At 57.7% G+C, this 15,945-nt stretch carries 14 protein-coding genes and 1 tRNA gene; 5 read left to right on the top strand and 10 right to left on the bottom strand.

Going from position 1 to position 15,945, the window contains the following annotated elements; translation table 11 throughout:
• Window positions 1-149 precede the first annotated feature (149 nt).
• Complete coding sequence (recA, locus tag ACR0B0_RS05150) at window positions 150-1,217, bottom strand: recombinase RecA (RefSeq protein WP_170348763.1); 1,068 nt, start codon at window positions 1,215-1,217, stop codon at window positions 150-152.
• Between the two features lie 192 nt (window positions 1,218-1,409).
• On the opposite strand from recA, the gene ACR0B0_RS05155 reads away from it, so the two are divergent.
• On the top strand, window positions 1,410-2,003 hold the full coding sequence (locus ACR0B0_RS05155; RefSeq protein WP_480646684.1) for a sulfotransferase family 2 domain-containing protein: 594 nt from the start codon (window positions 1,410-1,412) through the stop codon (window positions 2,001-2,003).
• A 5-nt stretch (window positions 2,004-2,008) separates the two neighbouring features.
• Here ACR0B0_RS05155 and ACR0B0_RS05160 read toward each other — a convergent pair whose 3' ends face one another.
• The 3 genes from ACR0B0_RS05160 to guaB all read right to left on the bottom strand — a co-directional run bounded on the left by ACR0B0_RS05160 (window position 2,009) and on the right by guaB (window position 7,106).
• Complete coding sequence (locus ACR0B0_RS05160; RefSeq protein WP_170348765.1) at window positions 2,009-4,300, bottom strand: hybrid sensor histidine kinase/response regulator; 2,292 nt, start codon at window positions 4,298-4,300, stop codon at window positions 2,009-2,011.
• A gap of 104 nt (window positions 4,301-4,404) precedes the next feature.
• Entirely contained in the window at window positions 4,405-5,562 is a 1,158-nt protein-coding gene (locus tag ACR0B0_RS05165; protein ID WP_170348766.1) for an RsmB/NOP family class I SAM-dependent RNA methyltransferase, read from the bottom strand.
• Window positions 5,563-5,657: 95 nt separating this feature from the next.
• Complete coding sequence (guaB, locus tag ACR0B0_RS05170; protein WP_170348767.1) at window positions 5,658-7,106, bottom strand: IMP dehydrogenase; 1,449 nt, start codon at window positions 7,104-7,106, stop codon at window positions 5,658-5,660.
• Between the two features lie 217 nt (window positions 7,107-7,323).
• On the opposite strand from guaB, the gene ACR0B0_RS05175 reads away from it, so the two are divergent.
• Complete coding sequence (locus ACR0B0_RS05175) at window positions 7,324-9,369, top strand: ASKHA domain-containing protein (RefSeq protein WP_480646687.1); 2,046 nt, start codon at window positions 7,324-7,326, stop codon at window positions 9,367-9,369.
• 24 nt (window positions 9,370-9,393) lie between these two features.
• A complete protein-coding gene (locus ACR0B0_RS05180; RefSeq protein ID WP_480646689.1) occupies window positions 9,394-10,251 on the top strand; it encodes a class I SAM-dependent methyltransferase in 858 nt (285 codons plus the stop codon).
• Between the two features lies 1 nt (window position 10,252).
• On the opposite strand, the gene ACR0B0_RS05185 is transcribed toward ACR0B0_RS05180, so the two are convergent.
• The 5 genes from ACR0B0_RS05185 to ACR0B0_RS05205 all read right to left on the bottom strand — a co-directional run bounded on the left by ACR0B0_RS05185 (window position 10,253) and on the right by ACR0B0_RS05205 (window position 13,673).
• Window positions 10,253-10,326, bottom strand: a tRNA-Gly gene (locus ACR0B0_RS05185).
• 65 nt (window positions 10,327-10,391) lie between these two features.
• A complete protein-coding gene (locus ACR0B0_RS05190) occupies window positions 10,392-11,219 on the bottom strand; it encodes a polyphosphate kinase 2 family protein (protein ID WP_480646691.1) in 828 nt (275 codons plus the stop codon).
• 130 nt (window positions 11,220-11,349) lie between these two features.
• Window positions 11,350-12,414, bottom strand: coding sequence for a methyltetrahydrofolate cobalamin methyltransferase (locus ACR0B0_RS05195; RefSeq protein ID WP_170348771.1), 1,065 nt, complete (start codon window positions 12,412-12,414; stop codon window positions 11,350-11,352).
• 9 nt (window positions 12,415-12,423) lie between these two features.
• Window positions 12,424-13,350 (bottom strand): methylenetetrahydrofolate reductase, encoded by a 927-nt coding sequence (locus ACR0B0_RS05200; protein ID WP_480646693.1) that lies wholly within the window; start codon window positions 13,348-13,350, stop codon window positions 12,424-12,426.
• A 26-nt stretch (window positions 13,351-13,376) separates the two neighbouring features.
• A complete protein-coding gene (locus ACR0B0_RS05205) occupies window positions 13,377-13,673 on the bottom strand; it encodes a virulence factor (protein WP_170324990.1) in 297 nt (98 codons plus the stop codon).
• A gap of 242 nt (window positions 13,674-13,915) precedes the next feature.
• On the opposite strand from ACR0B0_RS05205, the gene ACR0B0_RS05210 reads away from it, so the two are divergent.
• Window positions 13,916-15,028 carry a Ppx/GppA phosphatase family protein gene (locus ACR0B0_RS05210; protein ID WP_170358558.1) on the top strand — a complete coding sequence of 371 codons (1,113 nt, stop codon included), beginning with the start codon at window positions 13,916-13,918 and terminating at the stop codon, window positions 15,026-15,028.
• Complete coding sequence (locus ACR0B0_RS05215; RefSeq protein WP_170348775.1) at window positions 15,028-15,744, top strand: RlmE family RNA methyltransferase; 717 nt, start codon at window positions 15,028-15,030, stop codon at window positions 15,742-15,744. Before ACR0B0_RS05210 ends, ACR0B0_RS05215 begins: the two co-directional genes overlap by 1 nt.
• A gap of 1 nt (window position 15,745) precedes the next feature.
• On the opposite strand, the gene ACR0B0_RS05220 is transcribed toward ACR0B0_RS05215, so the two are convergent.
• Complete coding sequence (locus tag ACR0B0_RS05220) at window positions 15,746-15,934, bottom strand: hypothetical protein (protein WP_170348776.1); 189 nt, start codon at window positions 15,932-15,934, stop codon at window positions 15,746-15,748.
• Between the last annotated feature and the right edge of the window lie 11 nt (window positions 15,935-15,945).

The raw sequence follows: 15,945 nt of genomic DNA on the forward strand, positions 1-15,945 counted from the left end.
CAAAACGGGTTTATCCCTGTCCCTGCGGATAGTCCACAGCGTTGGACTCGCAGAACGAAACAAGGCGACCCCGATGGACCGCCTTGTTTCGGATTTTCTAAGCACTGGCTGTGTGACGCGGAATTTTTTCCGTTCCCGTCAGCGAGCGTTTATGCCTCGAGGATATCATCATCCTCAGTCGCGCCGGGCGGCATTTCGAAATCCAGACCGTGTGCTGCGCGAATCTTGTCTTCAATCTCAAGCGCGGCGCGGCTGTTATCGCGCAGGTATTGCTTGGCATTCTCTCGCCCCTGCCCGATCCGTTCGTCGCCATAGCTGAACCACGAGCCCGATTTTTCGACCACGCCGGCCTTGACGCCCAGATCCAGCAGTTCGCCCATCTTGCTGATGCCTTCGCCATACATGATGTCGAATTCCACCTGCTTGAATGGCGGCGCCACCTTGTTCTTGACCACTTTGACGCGGGTCTGGTTGCCCACAACCTCATCGCGATCCTTGATTGCACCGATGCGGCGGATGTCCAGGCGGACCGAGCTGTAGAATTTTAGCGCGTTACCACCGGTCGTGGTTTCCGGGCTGCCGAACATCACGCCGATTTTCATCCGAATCTGGTTGATGAAGATTACCATGCAGTTCGAGCGGCTGATCGAACCGGTCAGTTTGCGCATCGCCTGGCTCATCAAACGGGCCTGAACGCCGACATTGCTGTCGCCCATGTCGCCTTCCAACTCGGATTTCGGCGTCAAAGCCGCAACAGAGTCGACGACAACCATGTTCACCGCACCCGAGCGCACCAACGTATCGGTAATCTCTAGCGCCTGTTCGCCGGTGTCGGGCTGTGAGATCAGCAACTCATCCAGGTCGACGCCCAGCTTTCGCGCATATTGTGGGTCCAGCGCATGTTCCGCGTCAACAAAGGCGCAAACACCACCACGCTTTTGCTGTTCGGCAATGCAGTGCAACGTCAGCGTCGTCTTACCAGAGCTTTCTGGCCCGTAAATTTCAACGATCCGACCCATCGGTAGGCCGCCAATCCCCAGAGCAATATCCAGACCCAGAGAGCCGGTCGAGCTGGCCTCGATGTCCTGCTTGGAATCCTCGCCCAGCTTCATGATCGAGCCCTTGCCGAACTGGCGTTCGATCTGGGCCAGCGCGCTGTCGAGCGCCTTTTGCTTGTCTGCGTTTTTCTTGTCGCTCATCGTCAGAAGATCCGCCATTGTCCTGTCGCCTTCCCTTTTGTCACACCCTTGAACGGGCGGCAATCGCTGCTTTGTTCGCCTCTTGTTCCTTATGGGACCAAAAAGAGAACATTTCAACTAAAACTTACAATACTTACTGTTGGGCAATTGTGTTAAAGAGTCGTTTACGCCAATCTGCACCCGTAACAAAGATCGGCAAAAGGCAAATAAATGCTTGTTTTCTATAAGGAACGCCTTGCGTTTCTGACTGTTCCAAAGACCGGCAGCACGGCCTATCACTCAGCCCTGCGCGAGCGCGCCGATTTTGTCGTAACCGGTCCACCGGATCTGAAACACGCTCCTGTACGGCGCTATGACCGCTTTTTTCAGAACATTTTTCGGAAAATGTACGACACCGAAATGGAGATCATGGCCGTCGTACGCGAACCGATCGACTGGCTGGGCAGTTGGTACCGTTTCCGCAGCCGCGATGGCCGGGTCGGGCATCCACATTCAACTCGTGACATATCCTTTGACGATTTTGTGCAGGCCTATATGAAATCTCCGCGCCCCGATTTCGCGGATGTCGGCAGCCAAAGTCAGTTTTTCCGCACCCGAAGCAACGGTTTTGGTGCAAGCCATGTCTTCAAATACGAAAATCAGGATAAGATTTTAAACTTCCTTCAGGATCGTCTGAACATGCAGATTAACCTGCAGCAGGAAAATGTCTCACCCCGACGTGAGCTTGCCCTGTCACCTGAAACCGAGCGAAAATTTCGAAAACGCCACGACGCCGAGTTCATATGCCACGACGCTGCACTTTGATTTGGTCAGTTAATCTGTTGAAACACCGCTTCGGTCAGCTCATTCAATGAGAATGGTTTCGGCAAGAAGGCCGAATGCGCGATTTCCGGCCCGGAATCACCAAAGGCCCCTTCGGTATAGCCAGACATGAAGATCACCCGTACATCCGGACGCGTTTTCATCGCCTGACGCACCCAGGTTGGCCCATCCATCCCGGGCATGACCACATCGGTGACAAAAACATCGACATTCAACGCCCCGTCCTCAAGCAAGCGCAGTGCCTCTTCTGCCGACTCGGCCTCAAGAACGGTATAGCCCTTCAACCTTAATGCGCGTGTTGCAAAGGCACGCACCGGGGCCTCGTCTTCAACCAACAGCACAACACCCTCACCCTGCCGAGCGCTTTGCGTTTCGACCGCGGGCAACACCTCTTGCTGAACTTCCTGAGGCGCGGCGGACACCGGAAGGTAGACAATGAATTCAGTTCCATGTCCCGGAAGGCTGTCGACAAAAATGAACCCGCCCGTTTGCTTGACGATTCCATAGACCGTGGACAAGCCCAACCCCGTACCTTCGCCAGTGCGCTTGGTCGTATAGAACGGCTCAAATACCTTTTGCAGCTTGTCTGCCGGGATACCAGTGCCGCTGTCGATTACCTTGACGGTCACGTATTCCCCCGGCTGAACCGTGGCACGGTCGCGTGTGAAGGGTTGGCTCAGCACGACCACCTCGGTCTCAATCCGAATCTCGCCGCCATCCGGCATGGCGTCGCGCGCGTTCACAACTAGGTTCATCAGCACCTGCTCTAGCTGTCTTTTGTCCGCCCGGACGGGTTTCAGAACCGGATCATGGCTGAGTATCAGACGCACTTTTTCGCCCACCAACCGGTTCAGCAGGTGGATCAGATCCGAGATCGTATCGCGCAGGTCCAGCACCTCGGGCTGCAAGGTTTGTTTGCGCGAAAACGCCAGCAGCTGACTGACCAGAGCCGCAGCCCTGTTGGCATTCTGGTTGATCTGAACCAGATCGCCGTAGTTCGGGTCATTTTGGTCGTGCCGCAAAAGCAGCAGGTCGCAATGCCCGGAAATGGCTGTCAGCAAATTGTTGAAATCATGGGCAACGCCACCGGCCAACTGGCCCACCGCCTGCATTTTCTGACCCTGCACGAACTGTGCCTCAAGCGTTTTGAGTTCAGTAGCGTCATTCAACACCGCAATCAGGCAGACCTGCCCGTTGTTCACCACACGGTTTAAGGTGACCTGAACAAAAATCTCTTTGTCCTGGCGGGTCAGACGCAGAAACTCGGACCGCATCGTGGGTTCTTGTGCGGCGGTCCGCCCCAACCAATCCAAGATTGGATGCCCCAGCCCTTGCATAATCTGATCGACATTGGTTTCGTCGGGCTCGATATCGCCGATCAACTTTACCGCCAGCCGGTTCGCCTCGAGAATACGACCATCGGGGGCAAGGCGCATGATCGGCACTGGCAAATCGGCAAAGGATGTACCACTGCTGGCTTGCCGGTCCTGCGCCACAGGCAACACGAGCAGGTTTCGCACAGTGCCGGACCAGCCGAGTTCGCATACAATGGCTGAAACCGCACCCCTTGTTGTCTGAACCTGTACAATTTCACCCTGCGTAAGAGAATCGCTCGTGAGCACTTCGTTCAGCGCGTCCGGCCTCTGCCCCAGCATATGCGCCGCTGCGTCATTCACCCGCAGCAAAGTGCCGTTGCGCCCCTCGGTCAGGACCGGGATGTTGACCTCGTCCCACTGTCCAGGCGTATCCAGATGAAAACGCCAGCAAAACCGACCCTGACCAACGTTGAACACTGAAACCGGGATCGTTGACCCAACGGTCACAATGTCTTCGCGGGCTTTGCCATAAATTTCAGCCGATGACTGCAGTCGAAGCAAAATAGCCGGAGGGTTCGCGAACAGGGATTTCAGGCATTGCTCTAACCGACTGCCTGCAAAGGCCTGAAACTGCGCGCGTGCCTCGGGGTTGGCGGCCAGAATTTCGCCTTGGGCATTCGCAATCACGCAGGGAAACAGATCTTGCTCTGCAAAAACGGCCATGGTTTTCACCGCCTGCTGCGCCAAATAGTCCGTGATCTTCCCCCGAAGAACCACCAGAAACGAAGCGGCCAGAAGGGATACGCCCGCAACCATGAAGCCTGTATGCCAAACGTCGGGCAACAGCCCTAAAACCGGCGTCAGGCTTAGAAGCGCACCGATGACAACCAAAGAGGCAAGCCGCAGGCCGGATGGGGTTTTGTGGTCAGACGGATCGGCGAATACTTCCGTAGTGTCAGTCATAAACAACTCAAGTCGATGGGCTTTGGCGTAGTCAGCCCAAATAAGGTTAATGTCCGATTAAGCGAAACCGGATACTCTACCTAAAGTTGCTATGACCTGACGCACTATCGCGTCAAGTGTGCAGTGAAGAAACCATCAGCTCCGTGCGAAACAAGCCACGTTTTGCGAAACGCCTCGGACCACTCTGGATTGGCGCGCAGAAAGGAGGCGACGACAGCGCCGTTTTCATCCTCCAACATAGAACACGTCGCATAGGCCAAGACACCGCCCGGCGCGACCATTGTCGATAACTTATCCAGAATGGTCGATTGAATTCCGGTAAGCTCCTGCAAGCGACTTTCGGTTAGCGCCCACTTGCCCGCAGGCGCACGTCGCCACGACCCGCTGCCCGAACATGGCGCATCCGCGAGAATGACATCAAACGGCTTTTGCTGTTCGAGTTTATCCGTGGACACGATCTGAATCCGCACCCCCGCACGTTCCGCGCGCGCAGGCAGGTCGCGCATCCGGCCTGCGTTTACATCATGGGCAAACACCTCGACCCCCTGATGCGCGGCCAGGGCCAACGACTTACCACCCCCACCTGCGCAATAGTCCAGAACCCGCATCCCCGGGCGCAGATTCAAAGCGGCCACAACGGCCTGACTGGCGGCATCCTGAAGTTCGACCAACCCCATTGCATAGGTCCGGCTTTGGGCGATCTTGCGCGCGCCTTGGGTCACTTCCAAGGCTGTTTCGCAAGTTGGATGCGGGGCGGCTGTTATGTCTTCAGCCGCTAGCGATTTGCTTGCGAAAGCTACATCCGTTTTGACCAGATTAACCCGCAGATGCACCGGCGCGCGGTGTTGCAGCGCCCGCGCGACGGCAACTGCCTGATCTCCCAGTGAGGACTGAAATCTGGGCCAGAGCCATTCGGGAATGTCCAAAGACTCGGCATCCGAATGAAAATCACGCCTGACCTCACACTCAGATAAAACCGCGGGCGCGTGACGGGCGCCTGTGAACAAATCCTCCGGCCGTTCGCCAGAGGCGCGAAGCGCACCGATCATCAAACCTCGGCCAGTGTCAGCACCACCCAGCGCCGCATAGGACCGCTGACACCGCAACGCATCAAACACATGATCACGAACCGCAGCACGATCCTTGGACCCGGCAAACCGGCTGCGTCGCGCCCAGTTGGTCAGAGACTTCTCGACGGGCATACCCGACAGAATCTGGTCAAGGATTTCAATCGATGCCTGAATACGAGCGGCCGGGGTCATAGTGTTTTCCGATGCTGTTGTCTTGGCGCGTAAAGATGCGCTGAAAATGCAAAACGGCGCCCTGATCCGGACGCCGCATTACGCATTGGATACAATTACATCACCCGGTAGTTCGGGCTTTCACGGGTGATCTGCACGTCATGCACGTGGCTTTCTTTCAGGCCTGCACCAGTGATTTTGACGAAATTGCAGTTCTTGCGCATTTCTTCAACTGTCGCACAACCGGTATAGCCCATCGCCGCGCGCAAACCGCCAACCAATTGGTGGACCACCGCGCTGGCCGACCCTTTGTAAGGCACCTGCCCTTCGATCCCTTCGGGCACCAGTTTGTCGTTGGCCGCATCCTTCTGGAAATACCGATCTGCCGAGCCGCGCGCCATCGCGCCCAGGCTACCCATGCCGCGATAGGATTTGAATGAACGGCCCTGATACAGGATCACTTCTCCCGGGCTTTCATCGGTGCCCGCGATCATCGAGCCGACCATCGCACAGGATGCGCCCGCCGCAATCGCCTTGGCGAAATCGCCCGAGAATTTGATGCCACCATCCGCAATCACCGGAACATCTCCGGCGGCCGAAGCGCAATCCATGATCGCTGTCAGCTGAGGCACCCCGACCCCCGCAACCATCCGCGTGGTGCAGATCGACCCAGGCCCGATACCAACCTTGATCGCATCCGCGCCGGCATCGATAAGTGCCTTGGTCGCTTCACCCGTTGCCACGTTACCCGCAATGATCTGAACCTCATTTGACAGCGTCTTGACACGCTTCACCGCGTCCAGAACGCCTTGGGAATGACCATGCGCGGTATCGACCACGATGATGTCGACACCGGAATCCACCAGTTGCTCAGACCGTTCAAACCCGGCATCCCCGACCGAGGTCGCCGCAGCCACACGCAAACGGCCCAGGCGGTCCTTGCAGGCCGTTGGATTCAGCACCGCTTGTTCGGTGTCCTTCAACGTCAGCAGGCCGGTCAGCTTGCCCTCGCCATCGACCACCAGCAGCTTTTCGATCCGACGGGCTCGCATCAGGCTTTTGGCCTCTTCCAGATCGGCGGGCTCTTTCAGCATCGCCAGATTGTCCGAGGTCATCATCGCCTTGATCGGCGTATCATCCGAGGTCGCAAAACGCATGTCACGGTTTGTCACGATACCAACGACGCGACCTTGGTCATCAATCACCGGAAAGCCAGTAAAGTTGTAACGCTGCACCAGCGCCTGCGCATCTGCCAGCGTCTGATCCGCGCGCAGGGTCACCGGATTATACACAATGCCGGACTCAAACCGCTTGACCCGCCGCACTTCGCGGGCCTGTTCTTCGGTTGTCAGGTTCTTATGAATAACGCCAATGCCACCGGCCTGCGCCATGGCAATGGCCATGCGCGCCTCGGTCACCGTGTCCATGGCCGAGCTGAGCAGCGGGATGTTCATGGTAATCTCACGGGTCACGCGCGTGGTCGTGTCCGCCGTCGCAGGCAGCACCGTCGATGCCCCCGGAACCAAGAGTACGTCGTCAAAGGTAAGTGCCTCACGAATCTGCATCTACTAACCTCATGCAAAAGCCCGTTTGGCGGTGACCCTATTACATGGATTCATCCCAAGGAAAAGCCCCTGACCTAAACTAGTTTTCCCCCGCAAGCCGCTACCACAGTAAAAAACGACGTTCATTATCCAAAACGTGCCGCGGAATGCCCTTTCCCTTTGCGCACAAACCCATATCTTGCCGGCAAACGCGCGAATACAAAAAGGCAGGCCAGATATGACCACCGATCCCCTTGTTGTCTTTACCCCCTCGGGCAAACGCGGGCATTTCCCCGTCGGCACCCCGGTTCTGACCGCTGCCCGGCAGTTGGGCGTCGACCTGGATTCGGTCTGTGGCGGGCGCGGGATCTGTTCAAAATGCCAGATCACGCCCAGCTATGGAGAGTTTCCCAAGCACGGCGTGACTGTATCCGATGACGCGCTGAGCGAATGGAACGCGGTCGAACAGCGTTACGACGACAAGCGCGGGTTGAAAACCGGTCGCCGTCTGGGCTGTCAGGCGACGGTTCAGGGCGACATCGTGATCGACGTACCACCTGAAAGCCAGGTACACCGGCAGGTCGTCCGCAAGGCTGCCACCGCGCGCGCCATCACCATGGATCCGGCAACCCGGCTGTATTTTGTGGTGGTGGAAGAGCCCGATATGCACTCACCCACAGGCGATCTGGAGCGGCTGGAGCGTGCCTTGCGCGAACAGTGGCACATCGATGCCGTCACAGCCGATCTGTCGCTGATGTCCAAGCTGCAGCCGGTTCTGCGCAAAGGTAAATGGGAAGTTACCGTTGCTGTTCACAAAGGGCACAAGGATTCGGTCGCGAAGGTCGTTGAAATATGGCCCGGCCTCCATGAAAGCGGGTTGTATGGGCTGGCTATTGACCTTGGCTCAACCACCATTGCCGCCCACCTGACCGATCTGGAAACAGGTGAGGTCAAGGCATCATCGGGCCTGATGAATCCACAGATCCGCTTTGGCGAAGATCTGATGAGCCGCGTGTCATATTCGATGATGAACCCCGGCGGCGATCAGGAAATGACAAAAGCCGTGCGCGAGGCGATCAATGACCTGTCCACCTCGATTGCTAAAGAGGCCGGGATTGACGCGGACCTGATTGTCGAGACCGTGTTCGTCTGCAACCCAGTCATGCACCATCTATTGCTGGGGTTGGACCCGGTTGAACTTGGTCAGGCGCCGTTTGCTCTGGCCACGTCGGAAAGCATGTCTCTGCCCGCGCGTGAGATGGACCTGACGAAAATGAACCCACGCGCGCAGGTCTATATCCTGCCCTGCATCGCGGGTCATGTCGGCGCCGACTGTGCCGCCGTTGCCCTGTCCGAGGAGCCCGGAAAATCCGAAGACCTCGTTCTGATCGTCGATGTCGGCACCAACGCCGAAATTCTGCTGGGCAACACCAGCCGCGTTCTGGCTTGTTCCTCGCCCACAGGTCCTGCATTCGAAGGCGCACAGATCAGTTCCGGCCAAAGGGCCGCCCCCGGAGCCATTGAAAGGATCGAGATCGACCCCGTTACCAAGGAACCCCGCTTCCGCATTATTGGTTCGGAGAAATGGTCTGACGAAGATGGCTTCGATCAGGACGTTGCCACCACCGGTATCACCGGCATCTGTGGTTCGGGCATCATCGAGGCGGTCGCTGAAATGCGCATCGCCGGGTTGCTGGATGAAAGCGGTCTAATTGGGTCGGCCGAACAAACTGGCACCACGCGCTGCGTGCCTGAAGGCCGCACCCATGCCTACCTGATCCATGACGCCAGCGCCGAGGGCGGCCCGCGCATAACCGTGACCCAAGGCGACATCCGTGCCATCCAGCTGGCCAAATCCGCGCTTTATGCCGGTGCGCGCCTTCTGATGGATGTCATGGAGGTCGATAAAGTGGATCGCGTGGTACTGGCCGGAGCCTTCGGTGCGCATATTTCGACCAAACACGCGATGGTTCTGGGCATGATCCCCGACGCGCCGCTGGACAAGGTCTCAAGCGCGGGCAATGCGGCGGGCACCGGTGCGCGGATTGCGCTGTGTAACATCACCGCCCGGTCGGAAATCGAGCGCGTCGTGCGCGAGATCACCAAGGTTGAAACCGCAATTGAACCCAAGTTCCAGGATCATTTCGTCGCCGCAAACGCTATCCCGCACAAAACCGATCCGTTCCCGGAGCTGTCGCAGGTGGTCACCCTGCCCTCACCTACCTTCAACTCGGCCGGAGGGGCCGATGAAAAGTCTGGTCGCCGACGCCGACGCCGGTCATAGTCGCGTCACCTGAGGGAGGCGATCATGCAAGCAGCGAACGAAGAACAGGCCGAATTCTGGAGCAATTCTCCCTCTGGCGCCAATTGGCTAACCTTTGAAGAGCAGATGGATGAAATGTTGGCCCCGGTTCTTGATCTGGTCCTAGACCGAGCCGGGCTACAACCCGGCATGCGGGTGCTAGATATCGGCTGCGGCACCGGTGCAAGCAGCGTCAGGGCGGCAGAGTCCGTAGGCGAAAGCGGTCACGTACTGGCGGCGGACTTCTCGCAGCCATTTCTGGACCGCGCGGGGCAACGTGCCATCGAAAAAGGGTTGTTAAATATCGACCTCCAACATGCCGATGCCCAGACCCACCGGTTTGTCGAGGCAGATCGCGACGCAATGATCTCGCGTTTTGGGGTGATGTTTTTTGAAGACACGGTCGCTGCCTTTGCCAACATGGCACGTGCGTTGAAGCCGGGTGGTCAGATGACCTTTGCCGCTTGGGGACCATTAGACGGAAATCCCTGGTTCAAGACACCGCATATCATCGCATGTTCCCGACTGGGCAACCCACCTGTAATGGATCGAAACGCCCCCGGCCCATTGGCCTTTCATGACCTCGAACGGGTCTCTGGCCTACTGGACCAGGCTGGCCTGACCGATATTCGTGTCGAACAAGTACCTGTCTTACTGCGCATTCGCGGAACGATCGAGGATTGCGCAACCTTGTGTACACGTATCGGTCCGGCGGCCCGTCTGATCGCCTATTTTGAAGGGGATGCCGAGGACGTATTGAATATCCAACAAGGAATTACAAAGGCATTTCAACCGTATGCGTCTGAAAACACGGTCGAAATCCCAGCTTTGATCAACCTGTTTCAGGCGCGAAAATCTGAGTGATTGGAGCGGGTAGCGGGAATCGAACCCGCGCGTTCAGCTTGGGAAGCTGACAGGCTACCATTACATCATACCCGCCGCGTGGCGCTGAATAGCACCAGCGATTGATTAACCGCAAGCGTCTTTCCATCTCTGCTCCCATTTTACTCGGTCCGGGCACGCAGGTCGTCGATCAGGGATTGATCCACATCCAGCACCTCGCATGCCGCATCCAGCGTGCGCTGATCCAGATGCTGCGGGTTCAGGTCGATATCTTTCGAAAACGCGTCAACAATTGCCTGCATAGCTTTGATTCTTGCATATTTCTTGTTGTTGGCAGGGATCACACACCATGGCGCGACATCGGTTGAGGTACGGGCCAACATTTCATCTACGGCAACTTCTGCTTCGGCCCATCGTTCGCGGTTGCGAAAGTCCTCATAGGTCAGTTTCCACCGCTTCATCGGGTTGCGTAGGCGTTCGGTGAACCGCTCCATCTGTTCTTGCTGAGAAATGTGAAAGAACAGCTTTACGATGCGGGTGCCGTCATCCACCAGCATGCGTTCAAAATCGTTGATCTCGCGATAGGCTGCGCGCCAGCGCTCTTCCGGGGTGAACTTCTCGATCCGTTCGACCAGCACCCGGCCATACCAACTGCGATCAAAGGCAGAGATCGCGCCTTGAGGTGGCAACCTCTCCCAAAACCGCAACAGGTAGTGACGGTTCAGGTAATAGTTCCGGGGCGCCCCAATTGGCCACACTTTGAAACTGCGTGGATCCAGAGCCTGACTGATCCGTCGGATCGTGCCGCCCTTGCCTGCCGCATCCCATCCTTCAAAGACCAGCACGCCCTTGGTTCCGTGAAACAGAAACGCCTGTTGGATCAGCGCCAACTGCGCCTGCAACTCGGCCAATTTCTTGAAATAGCTCTGCTTGCCCAATTTCAGGTTCAAGTCCGCGTCGGCGAGCTTTGGGGGGTGATGTCGGGTCATGATTGCGCTGGTCCTTCGTCATCTGTCCCAGTCAGTCTGACCCGCCACCCTCGCCTTAGCCTTGATTGGTATCAAGAACGAAAAAGGCTGGGCGCGAGGCCCAGCCTTTTCACTGTATATAGTGTCCGGTTCAGGACGCGCGGCGACGACGACCACCACCGCGACGGCCGCCAGCAGCGCCTGCGGCCCCAGCTTCGTCCGGCGCTTTGTTGAACCTGATCCACTCCCCGCCATGCGGGTCGTTATTGGTCAGCAGGTTGGCGGCACGAATGGCCTCCATTTCCTTGCCAGCGCGCGGCTTGGTCGAACCCAGGCCAAACATCTGGACGAAAGCCTCGTCATCCATGCCTTCGGGCAGGATGATGCCAGCGGCTGTGACGGCCTCTTTCTTCTCGGCAATCTTTTTCTGCGTCACCGGCAAGGCGACCGGGTTCATAATCGCCGAGGTCATGCCAGCGCCCATTGCCATCGGCAGGAACGCGTTATTGATGCCGTGACGGTTCGGCAGACCGAACGAGATGTTGGACGCACCGCAAGTGGTGTTCACGCCCAGTTCCTCGCGCAGGCGACGGACCAGAGCGAACACCTGCTGGCCTGCGGTTGCCATCGCACCGATGGGCATAACCAGCGGGTCAACGACGATGTCATGGGCCGGGATGCCGAAATCAGCGGCACGCTCGACGATCTTTTTGGCAACCTCGAACCGCACATCGGGATCTTCTGAAATACCGGTGTCGTCGTTCGAGATCGCAACGACTGGAACGTTGTACTTTTTGACCAGCGGCAGAACCATTTCCAACCGCTCTTCTTCGCCGGTGACCGAGTTCAGCAGTGGACGACCTTCCGCGGCTTCCAAACCCGCTTCCAAAGCGCCGGGAACTGAGGAGTCAACGCACAGCGGCACATCGACCAGCCCCTGTACCAGCTCGACAATCTTGCGCATCAGCGGCGGCTCGGTCTCGTTCGGGTTGGGGTTCGAGTTGTAGACAACGCCTGCGTTGATATCCAACACGGTGGCCCCTGCGGCGACCTGTGCGATGGCGTCTTTCTCAACGGTTGAGAAATCGCCCGCTTCCAGCTCTGCAGCCAGCTTTTTACGACCGGTCGGGTTGATCCGCTCACCGATGACGCAAAACGGTTCGTCAAATCCCAGGACGGCTGTTTTTGTTTTTGATTCTACGACTGTACGGGTCATGTCCGTTCCTTAAGCGTTTGCAGGCTTTGCCGAAGCGCCGCCGTTATTGATCGCCCAGTTGGCGTTGGTCTTGATGCCACCAAGCGGGAAGAAGTGTACGTTGGTGATGTTGAAATCCGGGTTGGTCGCTTTGTGGTTGGCCAGCTCAGTCACAACATCGGTCGGTTCATACGGCAGCAAGAGCTTCGAGACATCCATAGCGCGTTTTTGCAGAACCTTCAGCGACGGGCCAACACCGCAGGCGATGGCGAATTTGATCAAGGTCTGCAGCTTGGCCGGGCCCGCGATGCCGATATGGATCGGCAGATCGATGCCCGCTTCTTTCAGGCTGTCGGCCCATGCGATGATCGGCTTAGCATCGAAAGCAAACTGGGTTGCCAGAGCCATTTCCGCATCCGTGGTTTCGTTGAATTTCTGTTTCCAACGCAGCGCGTCGTCGACATTCTTGGTCGAGCCGTCCGGGTCAATGTCCTTGTTGCCCTCGGGGTGGCCCGCCACGTGCATACGCTTGAAGCCTGCCTTGTCGAACAGGCCGGATTCCAGCAGTTGCATCGAGCTGTCGAAATCACCGTGCGGATTGGCGACACCACCGGCCAGCAACAGCGCTTGATCAACGCCCGCTTCGCCCTGATACATCGAGATCCAGTTCTCTAACGTTGCCGCATCCTTGATGATCCGCGCCGGGAAATGGGGCATCACGGGATAACCTTCGTCGGCGATCCGCTTGGCGGTCTTGACCATATCTTCGATGGGCGTGCCCTCAATATGGGCGATGTAGACGCGAGTGCCTTCGGGCAACAGCGCGCGGAAATCTTCGACCTTTTCGGCGGTGCGCGGCATCACCTCGATCGAATAGCCTTGCAAAAAGGCTTCGACGGTCGGATTCACAGGGCCGTTTTCGACCGCATCACGTTTCTTGAAGTTCAGCAAAGCCATTGCGGCCTCCCATATAGATTTTGGGCTCATGCCCAACCGTCATTGGCGATCAGAGCCTTGATGCGGTCCTGATCGTATTCCGTTTCCAAACGCACGGCCTCGGCCTCGGCAATCTCGGACGGGTCGCCCTCGACAGCAAAGGGTTCGGCCTTGCGCCACTCGGCCAGATAGGCATCGCTGTCCTTGGCGTTCACTTTCATCGCAGCCCGGTCGATGGCTTGTTCGAACCGCTCCTCCAACTGCCGCTTTGCGCCACGACGGCCTTTGCCGACGATGACTTGGGCGGGAATATCGCGCCAGTATACGATGGTGACGTCAGGCATTGCCGTTGATTCCTCCTAACCAGATGGATCGGTTCTAGACTTCTATATGGGCCAAGGTCGGTCGATTTTCGACACAAGCAGTCTTTCAAGCGACGTTTTTGCACCCCTACAGGATACGGCGCTTGTACCCAATTCTCGCGCAAATGCGCACATCAAAATACTCATCACTTTAATGAGCGTCTTGCACGAAACATTTGGCCGACCTATGGTCGGGGTAACTCGAAAATCGGAGGGCGTTGAAGATGGCGCCCAAGCGTCCCAAAGGTGCGGGCGCGTTCCCCAAGGCGGTCGAAAGCCCCGCGCCGGCAAGACCCGATCCAGATGCGTTATATGCGGCGCTGGATCTGGGAACAAATAGCTGCCGCATGTTGATAGCCCAACCCAAGGGTAGCGGGTTTCATGTGGTAGACAGCTTTTCCAAATCCGTGCAACTGGGCGCGGGGCTGGAACGGACCGGACGGCTGTCTCGGTCGTCGATGGCGCGCACCATTCAGGCACTGCGCATCTGTCAGCAGAAACTGAAGCGAAACAAGGTCAAACGGATGCGCCTGGTCGCGACCGAGGCCTGTCGGCGCGCCAAGAATTCTCGCGACTTCATCCGGCAGGTAAAACGCGAAACTGGCCTGACTCTGGAAATCATCCAGCCCGAGGAAGAGGCCCGCCTGGCCGTGATCTCGTGTGCGCCGCTGGTGTCGACCAAGACCGAACAGCTATTGGTCGTAGATATCGGCGGCGGTTCGACCGAGTTGGTGTGGATCGACGTCTCTTCCGTACCGCGTCGGGATCGTCCGGCGGCGATTATGCGGCTGCACCACGGGTTTCATACAGCCGATAGCCCTTTCCCGGCAGCAAAAGTGGTGGATTGGATCAGCGTTCCGTTGGGGGTGGCCACTCTGCGTGACCAGTTCAATGATGTCGAAGACGACTCGGCTCGTTTCGCGCTGATGAGCTGGTTTTTTGAAGAAAACCTGGCCGATTTTGCCCCTTACAAGGACGAACAGGCCCGCGAAGGGTTTCAGATTGTCGGTACTAGCGGCACGGTAACGACCGTGGCCGCCTCGCATCTGGGGCTAAAGCGTTATGACCGGACCAAAGTGGACGGTTTGCGCATGACCAGCGATCAGATTGACAAAGTCATACGGGGATACTTAGAACTCGGCCCACTGGGGCGGCGGCGAGATCCGCGTATCGGCGATGACCGGCAGGCCCTGATCATGTCCGGCTCAGCCATTTTGCAGGCATTGCTTCGCTGCTGGCCCACTGACCGCCTTTCCGTGGCGGATCGTGGGCTGCGCGAAGGCCTGCTTTATGCGCAGATGAGTGCGGACGGTGTATTGGAAGACGGACCGTTCTAATGGCGAAGACACCAAGTGGCAAAAACAACTCGGGTCGCGGACAGCGCGACCTGAAGGTCAAGGTCAAGACTGCGCGCGGGCGCAAGCTCAGCTCGACCCGTTGGCTTGAGCGGCAGTTGAACGACCCGTATGTGAAGCGCGCGCAAGCGGATGGCTATCGCGGACGTGCGGCCTATAAGATTTTGGAACTGGATGACAAGTTCCGCTTTCTCGTTCCCGGTGCGCGCGTGGTCGATCTGGGTTGTGCGCCCGGTGGCTGGCTGCAGGTAGCCGTTAAACGCGTCAATGCGCTGGGCGAGCGATCTGGCAAACGGATTGGAACCGTTCTGGGCGTCGACTTACAAGAGGTTGAACCGGTCGCAGGTGCCGAGGCGCATGTGCTGGACTTCATGGAAGACGATGCCGACGAAATGGTCAAAGCCTGGCTGGGCGGCAAGGCAGATGTCGTGATGTCCGATATGGCGGCGTCGTCGTCCGGGCATAAGCAAACCGATCACCTACGGATCATGGCCCTGTGCGAAACCGCGGCCTATTTTGCCTTCGACGTGCTGGAAGAAGGCGGCACGTTTGTCGCCAAGGTTCTGGCCGGGGGGGCCGAGGGCGATCTGCAAAAGTTGTTGAAGCAAAAGTTCGAAAAGGTGGCAAACGTAAAGCCCCCTGCGTCACGGTCTGACAGTTCCGAGAAATTTGTTGTCGCCACGGGATTCCGCGGCTGACTTAATCATCAAGCCAGCTTCGATCACCGGTCAGGAATTGCTCGCGCAGCGACGCGGCAGCTGTGCTTTGCAACAGCAGGGCTTCGCCATGGTTGATATATTCTGGCTTTCTCGCCTGCAGTTCAGCGATCCTCTGGCCCAGGGACAAAGGATTTTGCAGCTGCGATGTGTGAACCGGTTTGTCAGACATGGGTCACCTTA

Source organism: Ruegeria sp. BA12, from assembly GCF_056539625.1.

What these genes read in the sequence shown, in the direction of transcription:
- ACR0B0_RS05165 (WP_170348766.1), bottom strand. Translation starts at nt 5,562, where the DNA reads ATGACCCCGGCCGCTCGTATTCAGGCATCGATTGAAATCCTTGACCAG.
- ACR0B0_RS05205 (WP_170324990.1), bottom strand. Translation starts at nt 13,673, where the DNA reads ATGCCTGACGTCACCATCGTATACTGGCGCGATATTCCCGCCCAAGTC.
- ACR0B0_RS05200 (WP_480646693.1), bottom strand. Translation starts at nt 13,350, where the DNA reads ATGGCTTTGCTGAACTTCAAGAAACGTGATGCGGTCGAAAACGGCCCT.
- ACR0B0_RS05215 (WP_170348775.1), top strand. Translation starts at nt 15,028, where the DNA reads ATGGCGAAGACACCAAGTGGCAAAAACAACTCGGGTCGCGGACAGCGC.
- ACR0B0_RS05210 (WP_170358558.1), top strand. Translation starts at nt 13,916, where the DNA reads ATGGCGCCCAAGCGTCCCAAAGGTGCGGGCGCGTTCCCCAAGGCGGTC.
- ACR0B0_RS05175 (WP_480646687.1), top strand. Translation starts at nt 7,324, where the DNA reads ATGACCACCGATCCCCTTGTTGTCTTTACCCCCTCGGGCAAACGCGGG.
- ACR0B0_RS05195 (WP_170348771.1), bottom strand. Translation starts at nt 12,414, where the DNA reads ATGACCCGTACAGTCGTAGAATCAAAAACAAAAACAGCCGTCCTGGGA.
- ACR0B0_RS05155 (WP_480646684.1), top strand. Translation starts at nt 1,410, where the DNA reads ATGCTTGTTTTCTATAAGGAACGCCTTGCGTTTCTGACTGTTCCAAAG.
- guaB (WP_170348767.1), bottom strand. Translation starts at nt 7,106, where the DNA reads ATGCAGATTCGTGAGGCACTTACCTTTGACGACGTACTCTTGGTTCCG.
- recA (WP_170348763.1), bottom strand. Translation starts at nt 1,217, where the DNA reads ATGGCGGATCTTCTGACGATGAGCGACAAGAAAAACGCAGACAAGCAA.
- ACR0B0_RS05220 (WP_170348776.1), bottom strand. Translation starts at nt 15,934, where the DNA reads ATGTCTGACAAACCGGTTCACACATCGCAGCTGCAAAATCCTTTGTCC.
- ACR0B0_RS05180 (WP_480646689.1), top strand. Translation starts at nt 9,394, where the DNA reads ATGCAAGCAGCGAACGAAGAACAGGCCGAATTCTGGAGCAATTCTCCC.
- ACR0B0_RS05190 (WP_480646691.1), bottom strand. Translation starts at nt 11,219, where the DNA reads ATGACCCGACATCACCCCCCAAAGCTCGCCGACGCGGACTTGAACCTG.
- ACR0B0_RS05160 (WP_170348765.1), bottom strand. Translation starts at nt 4,300, where the DNA reads ATGACTGACACTACGGAAGTATTCGCCGATCCGTCTGACCACAAAACC.